Below are 19,154 nucleotides of genomic sequence, written 5' to 3'. Positions count from 1 at the left end.
TGCCGGGTTCCGGGTCATCGTGGCCTATTGTGCCCGACCCGGCCGCTGCGGCGCGCCGGCCTCACAGCAGCACCGGGCGGTCGGGAAGTTCGTCGCGGTTTTCCGCGCCGGCCGGAAAGTGCGCGGCCAGCAGCGTGGAGATGCGGTGGATGCCGTCGATCACCGCCGCTTCGGCGTCGCCGGCACGCAGCCCGGCCTCCACCGCTTCGCACACCGCCTGCCATTCCCGGGCGACGACGCAGTCGTGCAGGCCGCGGTCGGCGACGATCTCGATGGCGTGGTCGGCCAGCAGCAGGTACAGCAGCACGCCATTGCTGTCGCGCGTGTCCCAGACCCGCAGCCGGGCGAAGACCTCGTGCGCGCGCTCGCGCGGCGTACCGCCGCGCCACAGCTCGCCCGGCGGCAGCCCGGCCTCGACCGCGAACACCACCTCGCCGTCGTGCCGGCGCTCGCCCTCGGCGATCGCCGCGGCGATGCGCTCCAGGCTGGCGGCCGGGAAGCGCCGCGCCGCCGGGGGCGCGGACAGGTGGCGGAGCCAGCGCATCACCAGCGCCCCGACGCGCCGCCGCCGCCGGAGCGACCGCCGCCGCCCGACCAGCCGCCGGCACCACCGAAACCGCCGGAGCGGCGACCACCGCCCATGCCGCGCCCCGCCCCGCGGCCAATGCCGCCCATGCTCCCCATCCCGCCGAAGCCGCCGCCCCAGTCGCCCCAGTCGCTGCCGCCCCGGCCGACGTAGCGGCCGCCGCCGAAGCTGACCATGCCCACCAGCGCGCCGAGCACCGCGCCGGCCAGCCCGGCCAGCACGATCGACGACACCGCCCAGGCCGCTGCGCCCGCGGCGATGGCGCTGAGCAGGCCCCGCAGGCCCAGCGGCAGGCGGCCGAGCAGGCCGCGCGCGACCTGGGCGACGACGAAGGCGACGAACAGCGCCGGCAGGAACAGGGCGCCGCCCGGCGAAGGCCGCGGCGTGTTGCGGCTGACCGGCGCCGGCAACGGTTCGCCATCGACCAGCTTCACCAGCACCGCGGTGGCGTCCTCGATGCCGCCGTCGTAGTCGCCGTCGCGGAACTTCGGCACCAGGTACTCCTGGATCACCCGGTTGGCCACCGCGTCGGGGATCGCGCCCTCCAGGCCGTAGCCGGTCTCGATGCGCACCGCGCGGTCGTCCCTGGCCACCAGCAGCAGCACGCCGTCGTCGACGCCCGCGCGCCCCGGTTTCCAGGCCTCGAACACGCGCACCGCGTACTGCTCGATGCTCTCCGGCCGGGTCGACGCCACGACGAGCACCTGCAGCTGGCTGCCCTTGCGCTGCTGCAGCGCGCGCGCCTGCGCATCGAGGCGCTGCACGGTGGCAGGGTCCAGGGTGCCGGTGGTGTCGACCACGGGCGCGTCCAGCGGCGGGATCGCCGCGGCCGGCGCCTGCGCGAACGCAGGCGCGCTGGCCAGCAGCAGCCACAGCCCGCACAGGCGAAACAGCAGCGGTGCGTGCATCGGGACGGGCGGGCTCAGTTGCCCGGCACGGGCGGCTGCGGCTGCGCCGGCGCGGGCGGCGCCGTGCCGAAGTCGACCGTGGGCGCGCGCGTGATCTGCGCCTCGTTCTCCACGCTGAAGTTCGGCTTGGCCGCGTAGCCAAACACCTTGGCGGTGACCAGCTGCGGGAACGAACGGATGTAGGTGTTGTAGTCCTGCACCGCGGCGATGTAGCGGCCGCGGGCGACGGTGATCCGGTTCTCGGTGCCTTCCAGCTGCGCCTGCAGGTCGCGGAAGGACTGGTCGGCCTTCAACGTCGGGTAGTTCTCGCTGACGACCAGCAGCCGCGACAGGGCCGAGGACAGTTCGCCCTGCGCGGCCTGGAAACGCTGCAGGGACTCGGGATCGTCGGCGTTGACCTGGACCTGGCCGACGCGGGCGCGCGCCTCGGTGACTTCGGCCAGCACCTGGCTCTCGTGCGCGGCGTAGCCCTTGACCGTGTTGACCAGGTTCGGCACCAGGTCGGCGCGGCGCTGGTACTGGTTGAGCACCTCGGACCAGGCGGCCTTGGTCGCCTCGTCCTTCTGCTGGATGTCGTTGTAGCCGCAGCCGGAGAGCAGCACGGCGGCGGCGAGCATGGCCAGGACGGCCAAGGACCTGCGGACGATTCCCTGCATGGCATTGCTCCTGCGCGGCGGACCGCCGCTCCGGGGCATTCCAGCACCGGCCCGGAAGCCACGCAAGCGAGCTGCCGGGCCCGTCTCCACGCCGGGTTCAGGCGGCGATCACCACTCGCCGGCGCCCGGCACGCGCTTCTGCGCGGCGCGGCGGCGCATCAGCAGGTTGAGGACCTCCACCAGCACCGAGAACGCCATGGCGAAGTAGATGTACGGCTTGGGCACGTGCACGTCGAAGCCGTCCAGGATCAGCACCACGCCGATCAGCAGGATGAAGGCCAGCGCCAGCATCTTGATGGTCGGGTTGGCGTCGATGAAGCGGCCCAGCGGGTTGGCCGCCAGCAGCATGATCGCTACCGCCGCCAGGATCGCCACGATCATCACCGGGATGTGCTCGGCGATGCCGACCGCGGTGATCACCGAGTCCAGTGAGAACACGATGTCGATCACCGCGATCTGCGCGATCACGATCCAGAACACCTGCGAGCTCTTGGTGGTGCGCGGGTCCTCGTCCTCGCCGCCGGAGATCATCTCGCGGATCTCCATGATGCCCTTCACCAGCAGGAAAGCGCCGCCGATGACCAGCACCAGGTCGCGCACCGAGATGCCCATGCCGGCGACGGAGAACAGGTCGGTCTGCATCCGCGCCAGGAACGCCAGCGAGACCAGCAGGCAGATGCGGGTGATGCAGGCCACGGCGATGCCGAACTTGCGCGCGAAGGCGCGCTGCTCCGGCGGCAGGCGGCTGACCGCGATCGAGATGAACACCAGGTTGTCGATGCCCAGGACGATCTCCAGGGCACTGAGGGTCACCAGGGTCAGCCAGACGTTCGGGTCGGCCAGGAATTCCAGATTCATCGGGGGGTCAATCCTTCACAGCGGGGTTCAGAGCACGCGCGGGACCAGTACCAGGCCCCACACCAGCAGCACGTTCATCATCAGCACGAACACCGCGGCCGAGCCCATGTCCTTGGCCCGGCCGGCGAGTTCGTGGTGTTCGGCGCCGTAGCGCTCGATCACCGCCTCGATCGCCGAGTTCAGCAGCTCGGCCGACAGCACCAGCAGCATCGAGCCGACCAGCAGCGCGCGTTCGATCCCGTCCCGTCCCAGCCACAGCGCCAGCGGCGCCAGGACCACGAACAGGTAGACCTCCAGGCGGAACGAGGACTCGTGGCGCCAGGCCGCGGCCAGGCCCTTCAAGGACCACTTCAGCGCCTTGAACATCCTGCCCGGACCACGCGGCAGGTGCCCGGTGATGTCAGCCATGGGCCGCGCTCCGCGCACCCGCCGGGGCGTTTTCGGGGAACCGCTGCTGCTGGCTGGGCCAGGCTTGGGGCTGGGACGGCATGCGCGGGTTCGAGGAAACGGAAGCCGCAATTTTGCCACATCCCCTCCGTCGCCACCCTGACAACCCGGCGTCCGGCCGGCCGTCAGCGCGGCGCGCCGGGCGGCTGGTACAGGCTCAGCACGGTGCCGTCGGGGTCCAGGAAGTCCAGGGTCAGGCCGCCGTCGGGAGCCTCGCTCACCGGCACCACGATCTCCATGCCCTGTCCGGCCAGGCGTTCGGCGCAGCGGTCGATGCCGCCATCCAGGCCGAACACCAGCACCGGCGATTCGCCGGCGCGGGCCGGGCGTTGGATGAACACCAGGGTCACCGCGCCGGCGGTGGCCGTGGCGTAGGGGCCCTCGTGGCCTTCGGCGGGCGGGTGACCGCCAGCCCCAGGGTGTCGCGGTAGAAGGCCACGCTGCGGGCGAGGCTGGAAACGAACAGGACCACGGTATCGAGGCGGGACTGCGCGAGCATCGGGACTCTCCCTGGAGGGAACTGGGGACCGGCGCCGGGGCGCCGGACCGGGCGGCCGCATGCCGCCCTGGCCCTGTGTCAGTTGCCGCCGGAGGCGCGGGCGTGACCGCCGCGCAGCACCAGCAGGTGGCCGTCCGGATCGTGCGTGGCCAGGGTGCCCGCGCCCAGTGCCTGGCGCAGCCGCCGGCGCAGGCGGGCGCCGTGGTGGGTCTCCAGCCGGGCCGGCGGCGCGGCGGCGAGGGCTTGTGCCTCCTCGCGCAGGTCCGGCTCCAGCGCGGCCAGGGCGCGCCGCAAGCGCGCGATCCGCTGGCGCAGCGCCGCCGCGTCGAGGCCGAGGACCCAACGGATCTCGGCCGGCTGCAGGCCGTGCAGGGCCAGCACCGCCAGCTGCCGCGAGGCCGGCGACTGGGTACGCAGGAAGCTGGCGTGGCCCGGAAGCGGCGGGGCGCACGCCGTGGCAGCCATGGCACCGGTCTCTGCCGCCAGCGCCTCCCGGCGGCGCCGCCGCCCGTCGCGGCGGAACCGCAGCGCGGCCTGCCGGCGCAGCACCCCGGCCAGCCAGGCGGCGTCCCCGCGCAGACCCAGGCGGCCGTTCTCCACCGCCACCAGCAAGGTGTCCTGGACCAGGTCGCGGGCGTCCTCGGCGTTGCCGGCCGGGCGCCGGGCGTGGGCAAGCAGGGCGCTGTAGGCCTGCCGGTCCACGGTGGGTGGCCTAGCGCCTGGCGCGCAGCGCCTGCTGCTCGGCCAGGGTCAGGGCGACGTTGTCGCGCAGGTAGGCCGGCTCGATCCGTTCCGGGACCACCGCTTCGCCGCGTGCGAACGCGGCCGCGGCCAGCCGGGCCAGCTCGCCCGCGCGCGGCAGCGCCGCGGCATCGATCGGGGCCACGGCGTCGCCGAGGCGCCGGGCCAGCGCCCCGCCGGCGGCGGCGAAGCCGGTGCCCACGCCCTGCCACGGGCCGGCAAGGCCGGCTGGCAGCTCCACGGCCTCGGGCGGCAGCACCCGCTCGGCATCCAGCGCGAACAGCGCCGCGCCTTCGCGCCGGAACGCGGCGGCATAGACCTCGCCCATGCGCGCGTCGATCGCGGCCAGGATGTGCTCCGGGCCGTCCGCGGGCGCGCCGGCGGCGAGTACCTGCAGGGTCGACAGCGCCACCACCGGCCGCTCCAGCGCCAGCGCCACGCCCTGCGCCAGGGCGATGGCCAGGCGCACGCCGGTGAAGGCACCGGGGCCGCGGCCCACGGCGATGGCGTCCAGCTGCGCGCGCGCCACCCCGGCCTCGGCCAGCAGCGCCCCGGCCCAGGGCAGGGCCAGCTCGGCGTGGCGGCGCGGGGCGATGTCGAAGCGCTCGCGCACCTCCCCGTCCAGGTACAGGGCGACCGAACAGGCTTCGGTGGAGGTCTCGAAGGCGAGCAGCTTCATGGCGGGCGGATCACGGCTTGGAGCGGAAGGGTAAACGATGCGGTCCCGGCGGCGCGGATCACGCCCCCGCGAAGAAGGCCTGCACGTCCTCGATGCGGCGGGTCACCGCGAACTTCGGCAGCGAGTGCATGAACACACGGCCGTAGGGCTTGCCGGTGATGCGCGGGTCGCACAGCACCAGCACGCCGCGGTCGGACTCGGTGCGGATCAGCCGGCCCACGCCCTGCTTGAGCGCGATCACCGCCTGCGGCAGCTGCTCGTCGCGGAACGGATTGCCGCCACGGCGGCGCACCGCTTCCAGGCGCGCTTCGAACACCGGGTCGTCCGGCGCGGCGAACGGCAGCTTGTCGATCACCACCACGCTCAGCGCGTCGCCGGCCACGTCCACGCCTTCGCGGAAGGTGGCCGAGCCCAGCAGCACGCCGTTGCCGGATTCGCGGAAGCGACGCAGCAGCTCGGCCTTCGGCGACTCGCCCTGCACGAACAGCGGCCACGGCCCGCCGCGCAGCGCCTCGGCCGCCTCGCGCAGCGCGCGGTGCGAGGCGAACAGCAGGAACGCGCGGCCGCCGGAAGCCTCCAGCACCGGCCGCACCGCGGCCATCATCGCGCCGCCGAACTCGCGGCTGTTCGGTTCGGGCAGGTTGCGCGGCAGGTAGCACAGCGCCTGGCGCTGCCAGTCGAACGGGCTGGGCTCCAGCAGCGTGTCCGGATCGAACAGGCCGAGCTTGCGCGAGACATGGGTGAACCCGCCACCCACCGCCAGCGTGGCCGAGGTGAAGATCCACGCCGCCTGCGAACGCTCGCGGTGCGCGCGCAGCGGCGCGGACACGTCCAGCGGCGTGCGCTGGCAGCGGAAGCCGCGCGCGCTCAGTTCGTACCAGTAGACCTCCCCGCCGCGGGCGGTGACGCGGGCCAGCGCGGTGGCATCCAGCGGCGTGCCGTCGTCGCCCAGCGCCGCCAGCGTGGCCTGCTCTTCCTCCTCCGGCGCCTCGTCGTCGAAGGCATCGGACGCATCGCCGCCGTCGCGCCAGCGGCCCAGCCGTTCGCCGAGGTCGCGCGCCCGCGCCACGCAGGCATCGAAGCCCGGCGAGGTCTGCGCCAGCGGCTCCATCGCATGCTCCAGCGCAGCCAGTGCGTCGGCCAGCACGTCGAAGGCATCGACCACCGCCGGCAGGGTCAGCGCGCGATAGCGGGTGCCGCGCGGCGGCAGCGCTTCCATCGCCGCGCGCAGGCTGCGCAGCGCCTGCTCCAGCTCGCGCACCGGCGCCTGCACCACGGCCAGCGCGCCGGTGGTCTGCTTGCATTCGGCCAGGCAGTCGCGACCCAGTTCCTGGAGCTGGCGCATGCCAAAGCCTTCGCCGAAGAAGCTGGCGGCCAGCTCCGGCAGCTGGTGCGCTTCGTCGATCACGAAGGCCTGCGCCCCGGGCAGGATCTCGCCGAAGCCCTCCTGCTTGAGCGCCAGGTCGGCCAGCAGCAGGTGGTGGTTGACCACCACCAGGTCGGCCGCCTGCGCGCGCTGGCGCGCGGCGACCACGAAGCAGTCCTCGTAGAACGGGCATTCGCTGCCGAGGCAGTTGTCGACCGTGGAGGTGACCAGCGGCAGCAGCGGCGAATCGTCCGGCAGGCTTTCCAGCTCGGCCATGTCGCCGGCACGGGTGCGCCCGGACCAGGCGACGATGCGCTGGAACTGGCTGGCCTGCTCGGGCGTGGCGAAGCGCGCGTCGCCCTTGGCCTGGTTGAGCCGGTAGTGGCACAGGTAGTTGGCGCGGCCCTTGAGCAGGGCGCTGCGCAGGCCCACGCCCAGCGCCTCGCGCACGCGCGGCAGGTCGCGGTGGTAGAGCTGGTCCTGCAGCGCGCGGGTGCCGGTGCTGACGATGGTCTTCAGCCCCGACAGCAGCGCCGGGACCAGATACGCGTAGGTCTTGCCGGTGCCGGTGCCGGCTTCGGCCAGCAGCACTTCGCGCTGCTCGATCGCCTCGGCGACCGCGGCGGTCAGGCGCTGCTGCGCGGGACGGGCGACAAAACCGTCGAGGCGCGAGGCGAGCGCGCCGCCTTCGCTGAGCGCTTCGCGGCTGGCATGGGCAAGGCGTGACATCGGTGCACGCGCGATGGAGGAACCGGGACCGTGACGCGCGCCCCGCGGACCGCCGCTGCGTCCTACATCCGCTTGATGCCCGGCACCGTGCAGGTGCCGATCTGGACGCGCGCGGAAGCGGCGTTCTCGGCCTGCCCGCGCGCCAGCGCGGCCTGCTCGATCGTGGCCCAGTGGCGGCGGCATAGCGGGCCGACCCTGGAGCCGCCCGCATAGGCGCGGCGCGCCAGCTGCTCGGCGGTGGCGTAGTCGGCCTGCAGCAGGGCGATCTCGGCGCGTTCCTGCAGCACCGCCGGATCGTCGGGCACCAGCTGCAGCGCATGGTCCAGCGCCTTCGCCGCGGCGGCGGCATCGCCGGCGGCGCGCGCACGGGCGGCGTGCTCGCGCAGGTCGCCGACCTGCGGATCGCCCAGCGGCTGCACGTCCACCTCGGTGTCGTCGACGCCACCGGCGGCCTCGACCACGGCCAGGCGTTCCAGGGGGGTCGGCCCGGCCGGCAGCGGCGGCGCGGTCGACACCGGCGCGCATGCGGACAGCCACAGGCCCATCGCGGCAATCGCCGCGCAACGGAAGCGGAAGTTCATGCCGGCATTATGGCGCAGGCGGCGTGGCCGGTTGCGAAGGCGGCGGCTCGGCGGGGCGGTCGCGCCCGAACAGGCGCCGCCAGAAACCGCCTTCGCGCTGCCCCTGCCCCTGCTCCTGGCCGGGCTGCGCCTGGCCTTCGCCGCCGACCGCGGGGTCGTAGTACGCCGGCGCGCAGGGCAGGTACCCCGGCGCGGTGCCGGCCACGAACGGCAGGCGGCGCGCACCGGGGCAGTCGGCGTCGGTGATCGCGCTGCCCTGCGGGTGCACCCACTGCCAGTCCAGCCCCTTGCCGGGCACGCGCAGCGGCGAGCTGGGCAGGCGCGCGAACAGCCCCGACCACACCCGCATCGCGCCGGTGGCGCCGTACAGGCCGGTCTGCGCGTTCTGGTCGTTGCCCATCCACACCACCGCCAGGTGGTCGCCGGTGTAGCCGGCGAACCAGCTGTCGCGGCCGTCGTTGCTGGTGCCGGTCTTGCCGGCCGGCTGCAGGCGGCCCAGGCCGTCCGACAGCAGGCGCCGGCCGGTGCCTTCGCTGACCGCGTGCTGCAGGGCCACGGTGACCAGGTTGGCGGCGATCGAATCGCCTTCCTGCGCCGGTGCCGGCGCGGTGTCGTAGCGCTTGAGCAGCCTGCCTTCGGGATCGAGCACGCCGCGCACCGCGCGCAGCGGCTGGACCTGCCCGCCGGAGGCCAGGAACTGGTACAGCTGCGCCATGCCGTACGGGCTCTGGTCGGTGGAGCCGAGGATCAGCGCCGGGTTCGGCTCGGCCTTGAGCCCGGCCAGCACGCGGATCAGCTGGGCGACGCGCTCCGGACCGACCTGCATGCCGATCCGCACCGTGGCCTGGTTGTAGGAATGGGCCAGCGCGTCGACCACGCGCACGGTGCCGTGGCTGGTTCGGTCGGAGTTGTCCGGCGACCAGGTGCGGCCGCGCGACAGCTGCACGGTCACCGGGGTGTCCTCGACCCAGCTGGCCAGCGACCAGCGCTGCGGCTGCGCCAGCGCCAGCAGGTAGACGTAGGGCTTGAGCAGCGAACCGACCGGGCGCCTGGCCTCGACCGCGCGGTTGAAACCGTGGTCGGCCACGTCGCGGCCGCCGACCACCGCCAGCACGTCGCCGCCGTGCACGTCGGTGACCACCACGCCGGCCTGCAGCGGCGGACGCTTGCCGGTCTGCAGCGCCTCGATGGCGCGCACGACGGCGCCTTCGGCATAGGCCTGCGCGGACGGCGACATCCCGGTGAGCACGGTCAGGCCGGCGCCCTGCAGCGCGCTTTCCGGGTAGTCGTTGGCCAGCTGGCGGCGGACCAGGTCGATGTAGGCCGGGAAGCGGTTGGCCGCGGCCACGCCGGGATTCGCGGTCACCCCCAGGGGGGCCTTGCGCGCGCGTTCGTACTCGGCGTCGTCGATCAGGCCGGTGGCGTGGACCATCGACAGGGCGACGTTGCGCCGTTCCAGCGCGCGCTCCGGGTGCTTGCGCGGGTCGTAGTAGGACGGGCCCTTGACCAGGCCCAGCAGCAGCGCCACCTGCTCGGTGCTCAGCTCGCCCAGGTCGCGTCCGAACCAGAACTCGGCGCCGGAGGCGACGCCGTGGATGGCCTGGTTGCCGCGCTGGCCCAGGTAGACCTGGTTGAGGTAGGTCTCCAGGATCGTACGCTTGTCGTAGCGCGCCTCCAGGATCAGCGCGTACAGGATCTCGTTGAACTTGCGGGTCCAGGTCTGTTCCTTGCCGATGCCCAGCAGGCCGCTGCGGGCCAGCTGCTGGGTCAGGGTGCTGGCGCCCTGGCGCTTCTCGCCTGCGAGCAGGTTGACCCAGGCCGCGCGCGCCATGCCCGACAGGTCCACGCCATGGTGGTGGGCGAAGTCGCGGTCCTCGACCGCCTGCAGGCCGGTCACCAGCAGTTCCGGCATCTCCTCGATGCGGACCAGGCGCCGCTCTTCCTGGCGCTGGCCGTAAAGGGTGGCGATGCGCGCCGGGTCGAGCCGGGCCGCCTTCAGCGACTTGCGGGTAGCCGCGTCGCGCAGCGCGCTGACCCGCCCGCCGGACAGGGTGACCTCGATCCGCCGCGCCGGCACCACGCCGTCGACGTCGGTGTAGCCGCGGCTGGCGATGGTGAAGCGGCCGCCGTCGGCGTGGTAGCTGCCGGGACGCTCGCCGGCCTCGTCCTCCTGGTAGCCCGCCGCGGCCAGCTCGGTCTTCAGCGTGCCCGCGTCCATCGCCAGCTGCGGCTTGAGCTCGAGCGGGCGGGCATAGACGCGCGTGGGAATCTGCCACTGCAGGGCGGCGAAGCGCTCGCTGACCTGGTGGTTCAGGTACAGGACGTAGGGGATCAGGAAGCCGGCGGCCAGCGCCGCAGCGGCGAGGACCGCGGTCAGCAGGTGGCGACGCCAGGCCGGCGCGGGCGCGTCGGGGGAGTCCTCGAAATCGTCGATGTCTTCCGGCTCGTGGCGTCGGGGCACGGGGATGCGAGAATGCTGCAGTCGGCCGAGTCTAGCGCACGCACCCGTCCGTGCCGCGCCTCCGCCGCCCCCCCTTCAGTCGGAGTTGCGAAGCGGAATGCCGTCCACGCCACGGTCCCCCGACCGGCTCGCCGTCCCCCGTTACTGGCTGGCCCACCTGCGCGGCCTGCTGCGCCGCGGCCTGTCGAGCCTGCGCAGCCGCGGCTGGCGCGCCACCTGGCAGCGCCTGCTGGTCCACCTGCGCCCGCCCCCGCCGCCGCCGCGAACCCCGCTGTACCTGCCGGAACCGGCGCCGTTCGCCCCGTTCGCGGCGCCGGCCCCGGCCGCCGGCACGACGCCGCGGGCCAGCATCGTCATCCCTGTCTACAACCACTGCGAGGCCACCCTCGCCTGCCTGCGCGCCCTCGCCGCGCATCCGCCGGCCGCCGCCTGCGAGGTGATCGTGGTCGACGACGGCAGCAGCGACGACACCGCCACGTGGATGTCCCAGGTCGAAGGCCTGCGCTACCACCCGCGCGCATCGAATGGCGGTTTCATCGCCGCCTGCAATGACGGTGCCTCGCTGGCGCGCGGCGAATACCTGGTGTTCCTCAACAACGACACCCTCCCGCAGCCGGGCTGGCTGGACGCGCTGCTGGCGACCTTCGCGCATCCGCGCACCGGCATGGCGGTGGCGCAGCTGCTGTACCCGGACGGGCGCCTGCAGGAAGCCGGCGGCGTGGTGTTCGCCGACGGCAGCGCGTGGAGCTACGGCCGCTTCGAATCGGCCGACGACCCGCGCTACGCCTACCTGCGCGACTGCGACTACGGCTCCGGCGCGGCGCTGGCGCTGCCGCGGGAGCTGTTCGTGCGCGCCGGCGGCTTCGACACGCGATACGCGCCGGCCTATTACGAGGACACCGACCTGGCCTTCGCCGTGCGCGCGCTCGGGCATGCGGTGCGCTACCAGCCGGCCGCGCGCGTGGTCCACGACGAAGGCACCACCGCCGGCACCGACACCGGCAGCGGGGTGAAGGCCTACCAGGTGCGCAACCGCGGCGTGTTCGCCGCCAGGTGGGCCGAGGCGCTGCAGGCGCATCCGCCGCCGGGCAGCGTGCCCGGCCCGGCCCTGCTGCACGCGCGGCAGCGGCGCGTGCTGGTGGTCGACGAGGGCGTGCCGCATCCGGACCGCGACTCGGCTTCGCTGCGCCAGTTCAACCTGCTGCGCATGCTGCGCGACGCCGGCGCGCACGTCGCCTTCCTCCCCACCGGCCTGGCCCACGAAGGCGCGGCCACCGTCGCGTTGCAGCAGCTAGGCGTGGAGACCTGGTACGCGCCATTCGCCGGCAGCGCGGCGAGCTGGCTGCGCGCCAACGCTTCGCGCTTCGACGTCATCGTGGTGACCCGCCACCACCTCGCCTCGGCCCTGCTGCCATTGCTGCGCAGGCACGCGCCAGGCGCGCGGCTGGTGTTCGACACCATCGACCTGCATTACGTGCGCGAACGCCGCGGCGCGCAGCTGGCCGGCGACGCGACGGCGCTGCGCACGGCCGATGCCACGCGCGCGTCGGAACTGGCGGCGATGGCGATGGCGGACCTCACCCTGGTGGTCAGCGACGAGGAGCGCACGCAGCTGGCGGTCGACGCGCCGGGCGTGCGCGTGGAAGTGCTGTCCAACCTGCACGAGGTCGCCGGCCCCGGTGCGCCCTTCGAGTCGCGCCGCGACCTGGTTTTCGTCGGCGGCTTCCGCCATCCGCCGAACGTGGACGCGGTGCTGTGGTTCGGGCGCGAGGTGTTCCCCCGCATCCGCCTGCGCCTGCCGGACGTGCGCTTCCACTGCATCGGCGCGGGCCCGACCGCGGAAATCCGCGCCCTGGCGGACATCCCGGGGATCGAGGTGCACGGCCACGTGCCGGACCTCGATCCGTACATGGACCAGGTGCGGATCGCGGTGGCGCCGCTGCGCTTCGGCGCCGGGGTGAAGGGCAAGGTCAACCTGAGCATGGCGCACGGGCAGCCCGTCGTCGCCACCTCGTGCGCGGTGGAAGGCATGCACCTGCACGACGGCGTGGACGTGGCCGTCGCCGATACGCCGGAAGACTTCGCCGAGGCGGTGGTGTCGCTGTACGGCGACCGCGAGCGCTGGGAACGCCAGGCCGCCGCGGGCCTGGACAACGTGGCCCGGCACTTCTCGCTGGACGCGGCGCGGGCCACGGTGCAGCGGGTGTTCTTCGCAGGTTGAGGCCGCGCAGGCTACAGCGGCGTCGCCTGCTGCGCCTGGTCCATCCGCGCGTCGAATTCGGCCAGCCCCGGCGTGGCCGGGTCCAGCCCGCGCGCCGAGGACAGCGCGCGCGCGGCCACGTCGACCTCGCCTGCACGCAGGCGCTCCTCGCCCACCGCCAGCCAGCGCTGGGCCAGGCGCTGGCGTTCCGTGGCCAGGGCCGGATCCGACGGCGCCAGCGCCTGCCAGGCATCCAGGCAGCGCTGCCCCAGGCGCAGGCGGTTGTCGCGCAACGCGGCATCGACGCATTGCGCCGCCGCCCGGCGCATCCGCTTCGCCGCGGCGCGCACGTCCGGATCGGCCGGCGCCAGCGCCTGCGCGGCATGCAGGTGGTCGTAGGCGCTGGCGCCGGGCGGATCGGTCCAGTCGCCGCGCTCCAGCGCCGCATCGAAGGCCCCCAGCGAACGGCGCACCGCGCCGCGCGTGGCGCGCGCCGAGCCCTGCCCCGGCGGCATCCGCGAACGTGCCTGCCACGCCTGTTCGACCGCGCGCGCGGCGGCCTCGACCGCGGCGTTCTCCGGGGCCAGCGCGCGGGCCTGGCCGAGCAGGCTGGCGGCCGCCTCGAAGCGGAACCCGGCCGCCTCGCGCCGGGCCTGCGCCGCCAGCGCCACCGCGGTATCGCGCGCGCCATCCTGCACCACCGGGTTCTCGGGCGCCAGCGGCTGCAACCGCAGGAAGACACCCGCGGCCTGTTCCAGGCGTCCGCGGCGCAGCGCCTCGCCGGCGGCGCGGACCTGCGCGGCCAGCGCCTGGGCATAGGCGTCCTGCAGGTCCGGCAAGGCAATGTAGCCGGGGTCGTAACGCCGCGCCAGCGCCAGCCGTTGCGCGGCGCCGGCCAGGTCGCCGTCGCGCAGCGCCGCGCGCACCGGCTGCAGCAGCAGGGCCAGGGCATCCTCGCGGCCTTCCAGGGCCATGCCGTCGTCGGGCTGCAGCTCCAGCCAGCGCGCGTACAGCGGCAACGCCGCTTCGACGTCGCCGGCGGCCAGCGCGGCGCCGGCGCGCTGGCGCAGCGCGTCCAGGTCGGTGGCGGCGGCCTCGGCCCGGTGCAGCCAGGCGGCCACCGGCTCGACCTGGTTGCGCGGCAGCTGCAGCTCGCGGGCCAGTGTGACCCAGCGCCGCGCCTCGTCCAGATTCCCGGCACGGATCGCGGCGTTGGCGCGCAGCAGGGCGGCACCCCCGACCCGCAGCAGGCCGTCGCGGGCCTCGCCGCGGTCGTTGTCCAGGGCCAGCGCGGCCTCGAACTTCTGCCGCGCGCCGGGACGCTCCTCGGGGCCGTCCAGCCAGCCGGCGGCGAGCGCCGCGTCGGCTTCGGCCAGCAGCCGGTCCAGCCGCGCCTGCGGCCAGAGGCGTTCGGCCAGGGGCTGTCGCACGACGAACAGCAGCGCCGCGCACACCACCAGCGCGCCGAGCAGGCCCTGCCAGTGCCGCCGCCAGGCGGCGGCCATCGCCGGGAATCCGCGCGGGCCTTCGCGTAACCGCATGTGCGCCATCGGGAGGCTGGCCATGGGCGGAGCCTGCTCCCGGCCCCGTGCAGGCGCCGTCAGCCGGCGGTCACGGAAACGCGAACGGCCCGCGCGAGGCGGGCCGTCCGGGGAAGCAGGCAGCGCGGTGGCGCGGCGTCAGTCGTCGCCCTTGGACATGTCCTCGTCGGCGACCACTTCGGCGGCGGCCCATTCCAGGGCTTCGCGCTCGGCACGCTCGCGCTCGGCCTTCTCGACCTCGTCGATCAGGGCGTTGTCGATGGTGCGGGCAGCGATCTCGCGCAGCGCCAGCACGGTCGGCTTGTCGTCGCTCTCGCTGTTGTCCAGGGTGGCCGGCACGCCATTGGCCAGCTGGCGGGCGCGCTTGGCGGCCATCATGACCAGTTCGAAGCGGTTGTTGACCACTTCCAGGCAATCTTCGACGGTGATACGGGCCATAGGGGTTCCAGGCGACTGCGGTCGCCGCTCGTGAAAGGGGGATCGGGCGCGGAGTGTACGCCCTGGCCGGCCGTCCGGGCAAGCCTTCCGGCTGAACGGACCTTTGCAATCAAACGCTTAGGCCGCAGGCAGGGGCCGAGTCCGACCTTGCACGGCGGGCTCAGGCCTCCGGCGCCAGCAGCGCCTCGATCAGCGCGGCATGGCGCTGCTGCTGCTGGGCGCAGCGCAGGCGGCTGGCGGTGAACACCGCGCAGGCCTCGTCCACCGCGGTTTCGAAGACCTCGTTGACGATCACGTAGTCGAAGTCGCTGTAATGCGACATCTCCTCGCGGGCGGCGGCCAGGCGGCGGGCGATGACCTCCTCGGTGTCCTGGCCGCGGGCGCGCATGCGCTGCTCCAGCGCCTCGCGCGACGGCGGCAGGATGAACAGGCTGACCGCGTCCGGCACCTTCTGCCGCACCTGCAGCGCGCCCTGCCAGTCGATCTCCAGCAGCACGTCGTGGCCGGCGGCCAGCTGCGGCTCCACCGACTGCCGCGCCGTGCCCTTCCAGTCGCCGTGCACGCGGGCGTACTCGAAGAAGTCGCCGGCGTCGATCATGCGCTGGAACTCCTCCTCGGACACGAAGTGGTAGTGCTGCGCGTGGCGTTCGCCCGGACGCGGCCCGCGCGAGGTGAACGAGATCGACAGGCGGATCTGCGGATCGCGGGCCAGCACCGCGTTGACGATGCTCGACTTGCCCGCCCCGGAAGGCGCGGCCACGACGAACAGGGTGCCCCGCATCGGGCCGGGATTCGGGATTGGGGATTGGGGACTGGTCACAGCATCACCCTCGCCCACCCGCGCCCCTGCCGTTGCCGTTGCCGTTGCTTTCTCGAATCCCGAATCCCGAATCACGAATCACCAATCCCGGCTGTCATTCAATGTTCTGCGCCTGCTCGCGCACCTGGTCGATCAGCACCTTCAGCTCGACCGCGGCGGCCGAGGTGCGCGCGTCCACCGACTTGGAGCCGAGGGTATTCGCCTCGCGGTTGAATTCCTGGAGCAGGAAGTCGAGGCGGCGGCCGACCGGCTCGCGCTGGGCGAGGACCCGGCGGATCTCGGCGATGTGGCTGCCGAGGCGGTCCAGCTCCTCGTCCACGTCCAGCTTCTGCAGCCACAGCACCAGTTCCTGCTCGGCGCGGCCGGGCTCGACCGGGTGCGGCAGGTCGGCCAGGCGCGCGGCCAGCTTGGCGCGCTGGCCTTCGCGGATCGCCGGGATCAGTTCGCGCACCTGCGCGGCGATGCGCTCGATGCCGTCGACGCGTTCGACGATCGCCGCGGCCAGCTTGGCGCCCTCGCGCTCGCGCGCGGCGACGAAGCCGTCGAGCACCTCGTCCAGCAGCGACAACGCCTCGGCCTGCAGGGCCTCGCTGTCGGCGGCCTGCACCTGCATCACGCCGGGCACCTGCAGCAGCTGGGTGAATTCGACCCGCAGGCCGGGAAACTGGCCGTCGAGCTTCGCCGCCAGCTCGCCAAGCTGGCCGAGCAGCGCTTCGTTCACCACCAGCGAGGCGGCCGACTCCGGCGCGCGCAGGCGCAGCGCCAGGTCGAGCTTGCCGCGCTGGATGCGGGCGGCGACCCGCTCGCGCAGCAGCGGTTCCAGCGCGCGCAGCTCGTCGGACAGGCGCAGGCCGGTCTCGAGGAAGCGATGGTTGACCGAGCGCAGCTCGCAGGCCAGCACGCCCCAGGGAGTAGCGCGTTCGCCGCTGGCGAAGGCGGTCATGCTGCGGATCATGCGGGGTCCTTGTGTCACGGGGCGCAGGCGCGCGGGCGCTGCGGCAAGGCGCGAATGGTAATCTAGCCGGCCCGCCACGGCACCCCGGGCCGCCTGCCCGCGACCGCCCGCGCGCCCGTTGCGCCCCCCCGTACTTCCCGACCGGAACCCCCGAATGACCGTAGTCCGTCCCAGTGGCCGCGCGCCCGACCAGCTGCGCGAAGTGCGCATCCAGCGCGGCTTCACCCGCCACGCCGAAGGCTCGGTGCTGGTGAGCTTCGGCGATACCCGCGTGCTGTGCACCGCCAGCATCGACAACAAGGTGCCGGCGTTCCTGCGTGGCAAGGGCGAGGGCTGGGTGACCGCCGAGTACGGCATGCTGCCGCGCTCCACCCATACCCGCTCCGACCGCGAGGCCTCGCGCGGCAAGCAGGGCGGCCGCACCCTGGAGATCCAGCGCCTGATCGGCCGCACCCTGCGCGCCTGCGTCGACCGCGGCGCCCTCGGCGAGCGCACCATCACCCTGGACTGCGACGTGCTTCAGGCCGACGGCGGCACCCGCACCGCGGCGATCACCGGCGCCTACGTGGCCCTGGTCGACGCGGTGCGCTGGCTGCAGGGCCGTGGCGAGATCAAGCGCGACCCGGTGTTCGGCGCGGTCGCCGCGGTCTCGGTCGGCGTGTACAAGGGCGTGCCGGTGCTGGACCTGGACTACGCCGAGGACAGCGACTGCGACACCGACATGAACGTGGTGATGAACGACGGCGGCGGCTTCATCGAGCTGCAGGGCACGGCCGAGGGCCATGCCTTCCGCCGCGACGAACTGGATGCGCTGCTGGCGCTGGCCGAGAGCGGCATCGGCCAGCTGCTGGAGCTGCAGCGCCAGGCCCTGGCCGGCTGAGGGCGCGGCCGATGAAGCTGGTCCTGGCCTCCTCCAACCGCGGCAAGCTCGAGGAGCTGCACCACCTGCTGGGCGGCAGCGGCATCGAGCTGCTCGCGCAATCCGACCTGGGCGTCGAGGACGCCGAGGAAACCGGGCTGACCTTCATCGAGAATGCGCTGCTCAAGGCGCGCCACGCCAGCCGCGTGACCGGATTGCCGGCGCTGGCCGACGATTCGGGCCTGTGCGTGGACGCGCTCGGCGGCGCACCGGGCCTGTACTCGGCGCGCTACGCCGGTGAGCCGGCCGATCCGCAGCGCAACATCGACAAGCTGCTGGCCGCGCTGGATGGCATCGACGACGCGCGCCGCGGCGCCCACTTCCAGTGCGTGCTGGTGGTGCTGCGCCATGCCGGGGACCCGCAGCCGCTGCTGGTCGAGGGCCAGTGGCGCGGCCGCATCACCCGTGAGCGCCGCGGCGAAGGCGGCCATGGCTACGATCCGGTGTTCCTCGACCCGGAGCACGGGCAGACCGCGGCGGAAATGCCGATGGCGCTGAAGAACCGCATCAGCCACCGCGGCAAGGCGCTGGAACAGCTGCGCGCGCGCCTGCCCGAAGTACTCGGCTGAGCGCCCGGCGCGAGCCAACCATGCCCGACCTGATCCCGCCGCCGCTGTCGCTGTACGTGCACCTGCCCTGGTGCGTGCGCAAATGCCCGTACTGCGACTTCAACTCCCACGGCGCCAGGGGCGAACTGCCGTTCGACGACTACGTCGCCGCGCTGGTGCGCGACCTCGAGCACGACCTGCCGCTGGTCTGGGGCCGCACCGTGCACAGCGTGTTCTTCGGCGGCGGCACGCCGAGCCTGTTCCCGGCCGCGGCGATCGAGTCGATCCTGTCGGCCGCCTCCGCGCGCCTGCGCTTCGCGCCCGATGCCGAGATCACCCTGGAAGCCAATCCCGGCACCGCCGAGCACGACCGCTTCGAGGACTACCGCGCCGCCGGGGTCAACCGGATCAGCTTCGGCATCCAGAGCTTCGACGACGGCTGCCTGCAGCGCCTGGGCCGGATCCACGACAGCGCCGAGGCCGAGGCGGCGGTGAAGCTGGCCCAGGACGCCGGCTTCGACAACCTCAACCTGGACCTGATGTACGCCCTGCCCGGCCAGGACCTGGCCATGGCCGAGCGCGACCTGGAGCGCGCCTTCGCCCTGCAGCCGGCGCATATCAGCCACTACCAGCTGACTCTGGAACCGAACACGGTGTTCTACGCCCGGCCGCCGCAGGGCATCCCGGACGACGACCTCGCCTGGGACATCCAGGAACGTTGCCAGGCCCTGCTGGCCGACGCCGGCTACGGCCACTACGAGACCAGCGCCTACGCCCGCCCGGGCCGGCAGTGCGCGCACAACCTCAACTACTGGCGTTACGGCGACTACCTGGGGATCGGCGCCGGCGCCCACGGCAAGATTACCCTGGGCGCCGAACAGGCGATCCTGCGCCGCTGGAAGCACAAGCACCCGGCCACCTGGATGGCCGCCGCCGGCAGCGACCAGGCGATCGGTGGCGACGACCGCATCGCCCCGGAGCAGCGCCCGTTCGAATACATGCTCAACGCCCTGCGCCTGCACGAGGGCTTCGACCTGGCCGATTTCGAGGTGCGGACCGGGCTGTCCCGGGACAGCATCGCGCCGGCGCTGGAAACGGCACGGCAACGGGAATGGCTGTCGATCGAGGCCAACCGGGTGGCGCCGACCGTGCTGGGACGCCGCTTCGCCAACGACGTCATCGCCCTGTTCCTCTGAGCCCGGGACCCGCTTGCTCCGTTCGG

Annotated in this window: 20 protein-coding genes; 4 read left to right on the top strand and 16 right to left on the bottom strand. The window is 73.6% G+C overall.

Going from position 1 to position 19,154, the window contains the following annotated elements:
* Window positions 1-61 precede the first annotated feature (61 nt).
* From PSEJ35_RS0107165 to mrcB, 12 genes are all read right to left on the bottom strand, one after another.
* The gene (locus PSEJ35_RS0107165) at window positions 62-544 is read right to left on the bottom strand and encodes a TPM domain-containing protein (RefSeq protein WP_028917187.1); all 483 of its coding nucleotides are present in this window, start codon (window positions 542-544) and stop codon (window positions 62-64) included.
* A complete protein-coding gene (locus PSEJ35_RS0107160) occupies window positions 544-1,494 on the bottom strand; it encodes a TPM domain-containing protein (RefSeq protein WP_028917186.1) in 951 nt (316 codons plus the stop codon). The genes PSEJ35_RS0107165 and PSEJ35_RS0107160 overlap by 1 nt, the downstream gene beginning before the upstream one ends.
* Before the next feature lie 14 nt (window positions 1,495-1,508).
* Window positions 1,509-2,150: a LemA family protein gene (locus tag PSEJ35_RS0107155; RefSeq protein WP_028917185.1), complete on the bottom strand. Its 642-nt coding sequence runs from the start codon at window positions 2,148-2,150 to the stop codon at window positions 1,509-1,511.
* 108 nt (window positions 2,151-2,258) lie between these two features.
* Window positions 2,259-3,008, bottom strand: coding sequence for a TerC family protein (locus PSEJ35_RS0107150; RefSeq protein ID WP_028917184.1), 750 nt, complete (start codon window positions 3,006-3,008; stop codon window positions 2,259-2,261).
* A 27-nt stretch (window positions 3,009-3,035) separates the two neighbouring features.
* On the bottom strand, window positions 3,036-3,416 hold the full coding sequence (locus PSEJ35_RS0107145; protein ID WP_028917183.1) for a diacylglycerol kinase: 381 nt from the start codon (window positions 3,414-3,416) through the stop codon (window positions 3,036-3,038).
* Between the two features lie 164 nt (window positions 3,417-3,580).
* Window positions 3,581-3,796, bottom strand: coding sequence for a hypothetical protein (locus PSEJ35_RS16940; protein WP_156924758.1), 216 nt, complete (start codon window positions 3,794-3,796; stop codon window positions 3,581-3,583).
* A gap of 5 nt (window positions 3,797-3,801) precedes the next feature.
* Window positions 3,802-3,954 (bottom strand): VOC family protein, encoded by a 153-nt coding sequence (locus tag PSEJ35_RS17205; RefSeq protein WP_156924757.1) that lies wholly within the window; start codon window positions 3,952-3,954, stop codon window positions 3,802-3,804.
* Window positions 3,955-4,032: 78 nt separating this feature from the next.
* Entirely contained in the window at window positions 4,033-4,656 is a 624-nt protein-coding gene (locus PSEJ35_RS16615; protein ID WP_028917182.1) for a hypothetical protein, read from the bottom strand.
* Between the two features lie 10 nt (window positions 4,657-4,666).
* On the bottom strand, window positions 4,667-5,374 hold the full coding sequence (gene tsaB / locus PSEJ35_RS0107130; protein WP_028917181.1) for a tRNA (adenosine(37)-N6)-threonylcarbamoyltransferase complex dimerization subunit type 1 TsaB: 708 nt from the start codon (window positions 5,372-5,374) through the stop codon (window positions 4,667-4,669).
* A gap of 58 nt (window positions 5,375-5,432) precedes the next feature.
* The gene (locus tag PSEJ35_RS0107125; RefSeq protein WP_028917180.1) at window positions 5,433-7,469 is read right to left on the bottom strand and encodes an ATP-dependent DNA helicase; all 2,037 of its coding nucleotides are present in this window, start codon (window positions 7,467-7,469) and stop codon (window positions 5,433-5,435) included.
* A gap of 62 nt (window positions 7,470-7,531) precedes the next feature.
* Window positions 7,532-8,014, bottom strand: coding sequence for a hypothetical protein (locus PSEJ35_RS0107120; protein ID WP_232207603.1), 483 nt, complete (start codon window positions 8,012-8,014; stop codon window positions 7,532-7,534).
* 43 nt (window positions 8,015-8,057) lie between these two features.
* Window positions 8,058-10,511: a penicillin-binding protein 1B gene (gene mrcB / locus PSEJ35_RS0107115; protein WP_028917178.1), complete on the bottom strand. Its 2,454-nt coding sequence runs from the start codon at window positions 10,509-10,511 to the stop codon at window positions 8,058-8,060.
* 97 nt (window positions 10,512-10,608) lie between these two features.
* Here mrcB and PSEJ35_RS0107110 point away from each other — a divergent pair, with 97 nt between their 5' ends.
* Complete coding sequence (locus PSEJ35_RS0107110) at window positions 10,609-12,732, top strand: glycosyltransferase (protein WP_037082697.1); 2,124 nt, start codon at window positions 10,609-10,611, stop codon at window positions 12,730-12,732.
* An 11-nt stretch (window positions 12,733-12,743) separates the two neighbouring features.
* Here PSEJ35_RS0107110 and PSEJ35_RS17800 read toward each other — a convergent pair whose 3' ends face one another.
* The 4 genes from PSEJ35_RS17800 to PSEJ35_RS0107090 form a co-directional block, all read right to left on the bottom strand.
* Window positions 12,744-14,276: a hypothetical protein gene (locus tag PSEJ35_RS17800; RefSeq protein WP_051412567.1), complete on the bottom strand. Its 1,533-nt coding sequence runs from the start codon at window positions 14,274-14,276 to the stop codon at window positions 12,744-12,746.
* A 114-nt stretch (window positions 14,277-14,390) separates the two neighbouring features.
* Complete coding sequence (gene rpoZ, locus PSEJ35_RS0107100; protein WP_028917175.1) at window positions 14,391-14,690, bottom strand: DNA-directed RNA polymerase subunit omega; 300 nt, start codon at window positions 14,688-14,690, stop codon at window positions 14,391-14,393.
* A gap of 160 nt (window positions 14,691-14,850) precedes the next feature.
* Window positions 14,851-15,471 carry a guanylate kinase gene (gene gmk, locus PSEJ35_RS0107095; RefSeq protein WP_028917174.1) on the bottom strand — a complete coding sequence of 207 codons (621 nt, stop codon included), beginning with the start codon at window positions 15,469-15,471 and terminating at the stop codon, window positions 14,851-14,853.
* A 133-nt stretch (window positions 15,472-15,604) separates the two neighbouring features.
* Window positions 15,605-16,465: a YicC/YloC family endoribonuclease gene (locus tag PSEJ35_RS0107090; RefSeq protein WP_028917173.1), complete on the bottom strand. Its 861-nt coding sequence runs from the start codon at window positions 16,463-16,465 to the stop codon at window positions 15,605-15,607.
* Window positions 16,466-16,619: 154 nt separating this feature from the next.
* On the opposite strand from PSEJ35_RS0107090, the gene rph reads away from it, so the two are divergent.
* The 3 genes from rph to hemW are packed head-to-tail and all read left to right on the top strand — an operon-like array spanning window position 16,620 to window position 19,128.
* Window positions 16,620-17,345, top strand: coding sequence for a ribonuclease PH (gene rph, locus PSEJ35_RS0107085; protein WP_028917172.1), 726 nt, complete (start codon window positions 16,620-16,622; stop codon window positions 17,343-17,345).
* A gap of 11 nt (window positions 17,346-17,356) precedes the next feature.
* On the top strand, window positions 17,357-17,953 hold the full coding sequence (gene rdgB / locus PSEJ35_RS0107080) for an RdgB/HAM1 family non-canonical purine NTP pyrophosphatase (protein WP_028917171.1): 597 nt from the start codon (window positions 17,357-17,359) through the stop codon (window positions 17,951-17,953).
* A gap of 20 nt (window positions 17,954-17,973) precedes the next feature.
* Window positions 17,974-19,128, top strand: coding sequence for a radical SAM family heme chaperone HemW (gene hemW, locus PSEJ35_RS0107075; RefSeq protein ID WP_028917170.1), 1,155 nt, complete (start codon window positions 17,974-17,976; stop codon window positions 19,126-19,128).
* Window positions 19,129-19,154 lie beyond the last annotated feature (26 nt).

This window comes from Pseudoxanthomonas sp. J35 (genome assembly GCF_000513995.1).
In the GTDB taxonomy this organism is placed as follows: Bacteria; Pseudomonadota; Gammaproteobacteria; order Xanthomonadales; family Xanthomonadaceae; genus Pseudoxanthomonas.
This window is presented reverse-complemented; position numbering and strand designations above follow the sequence as displayed.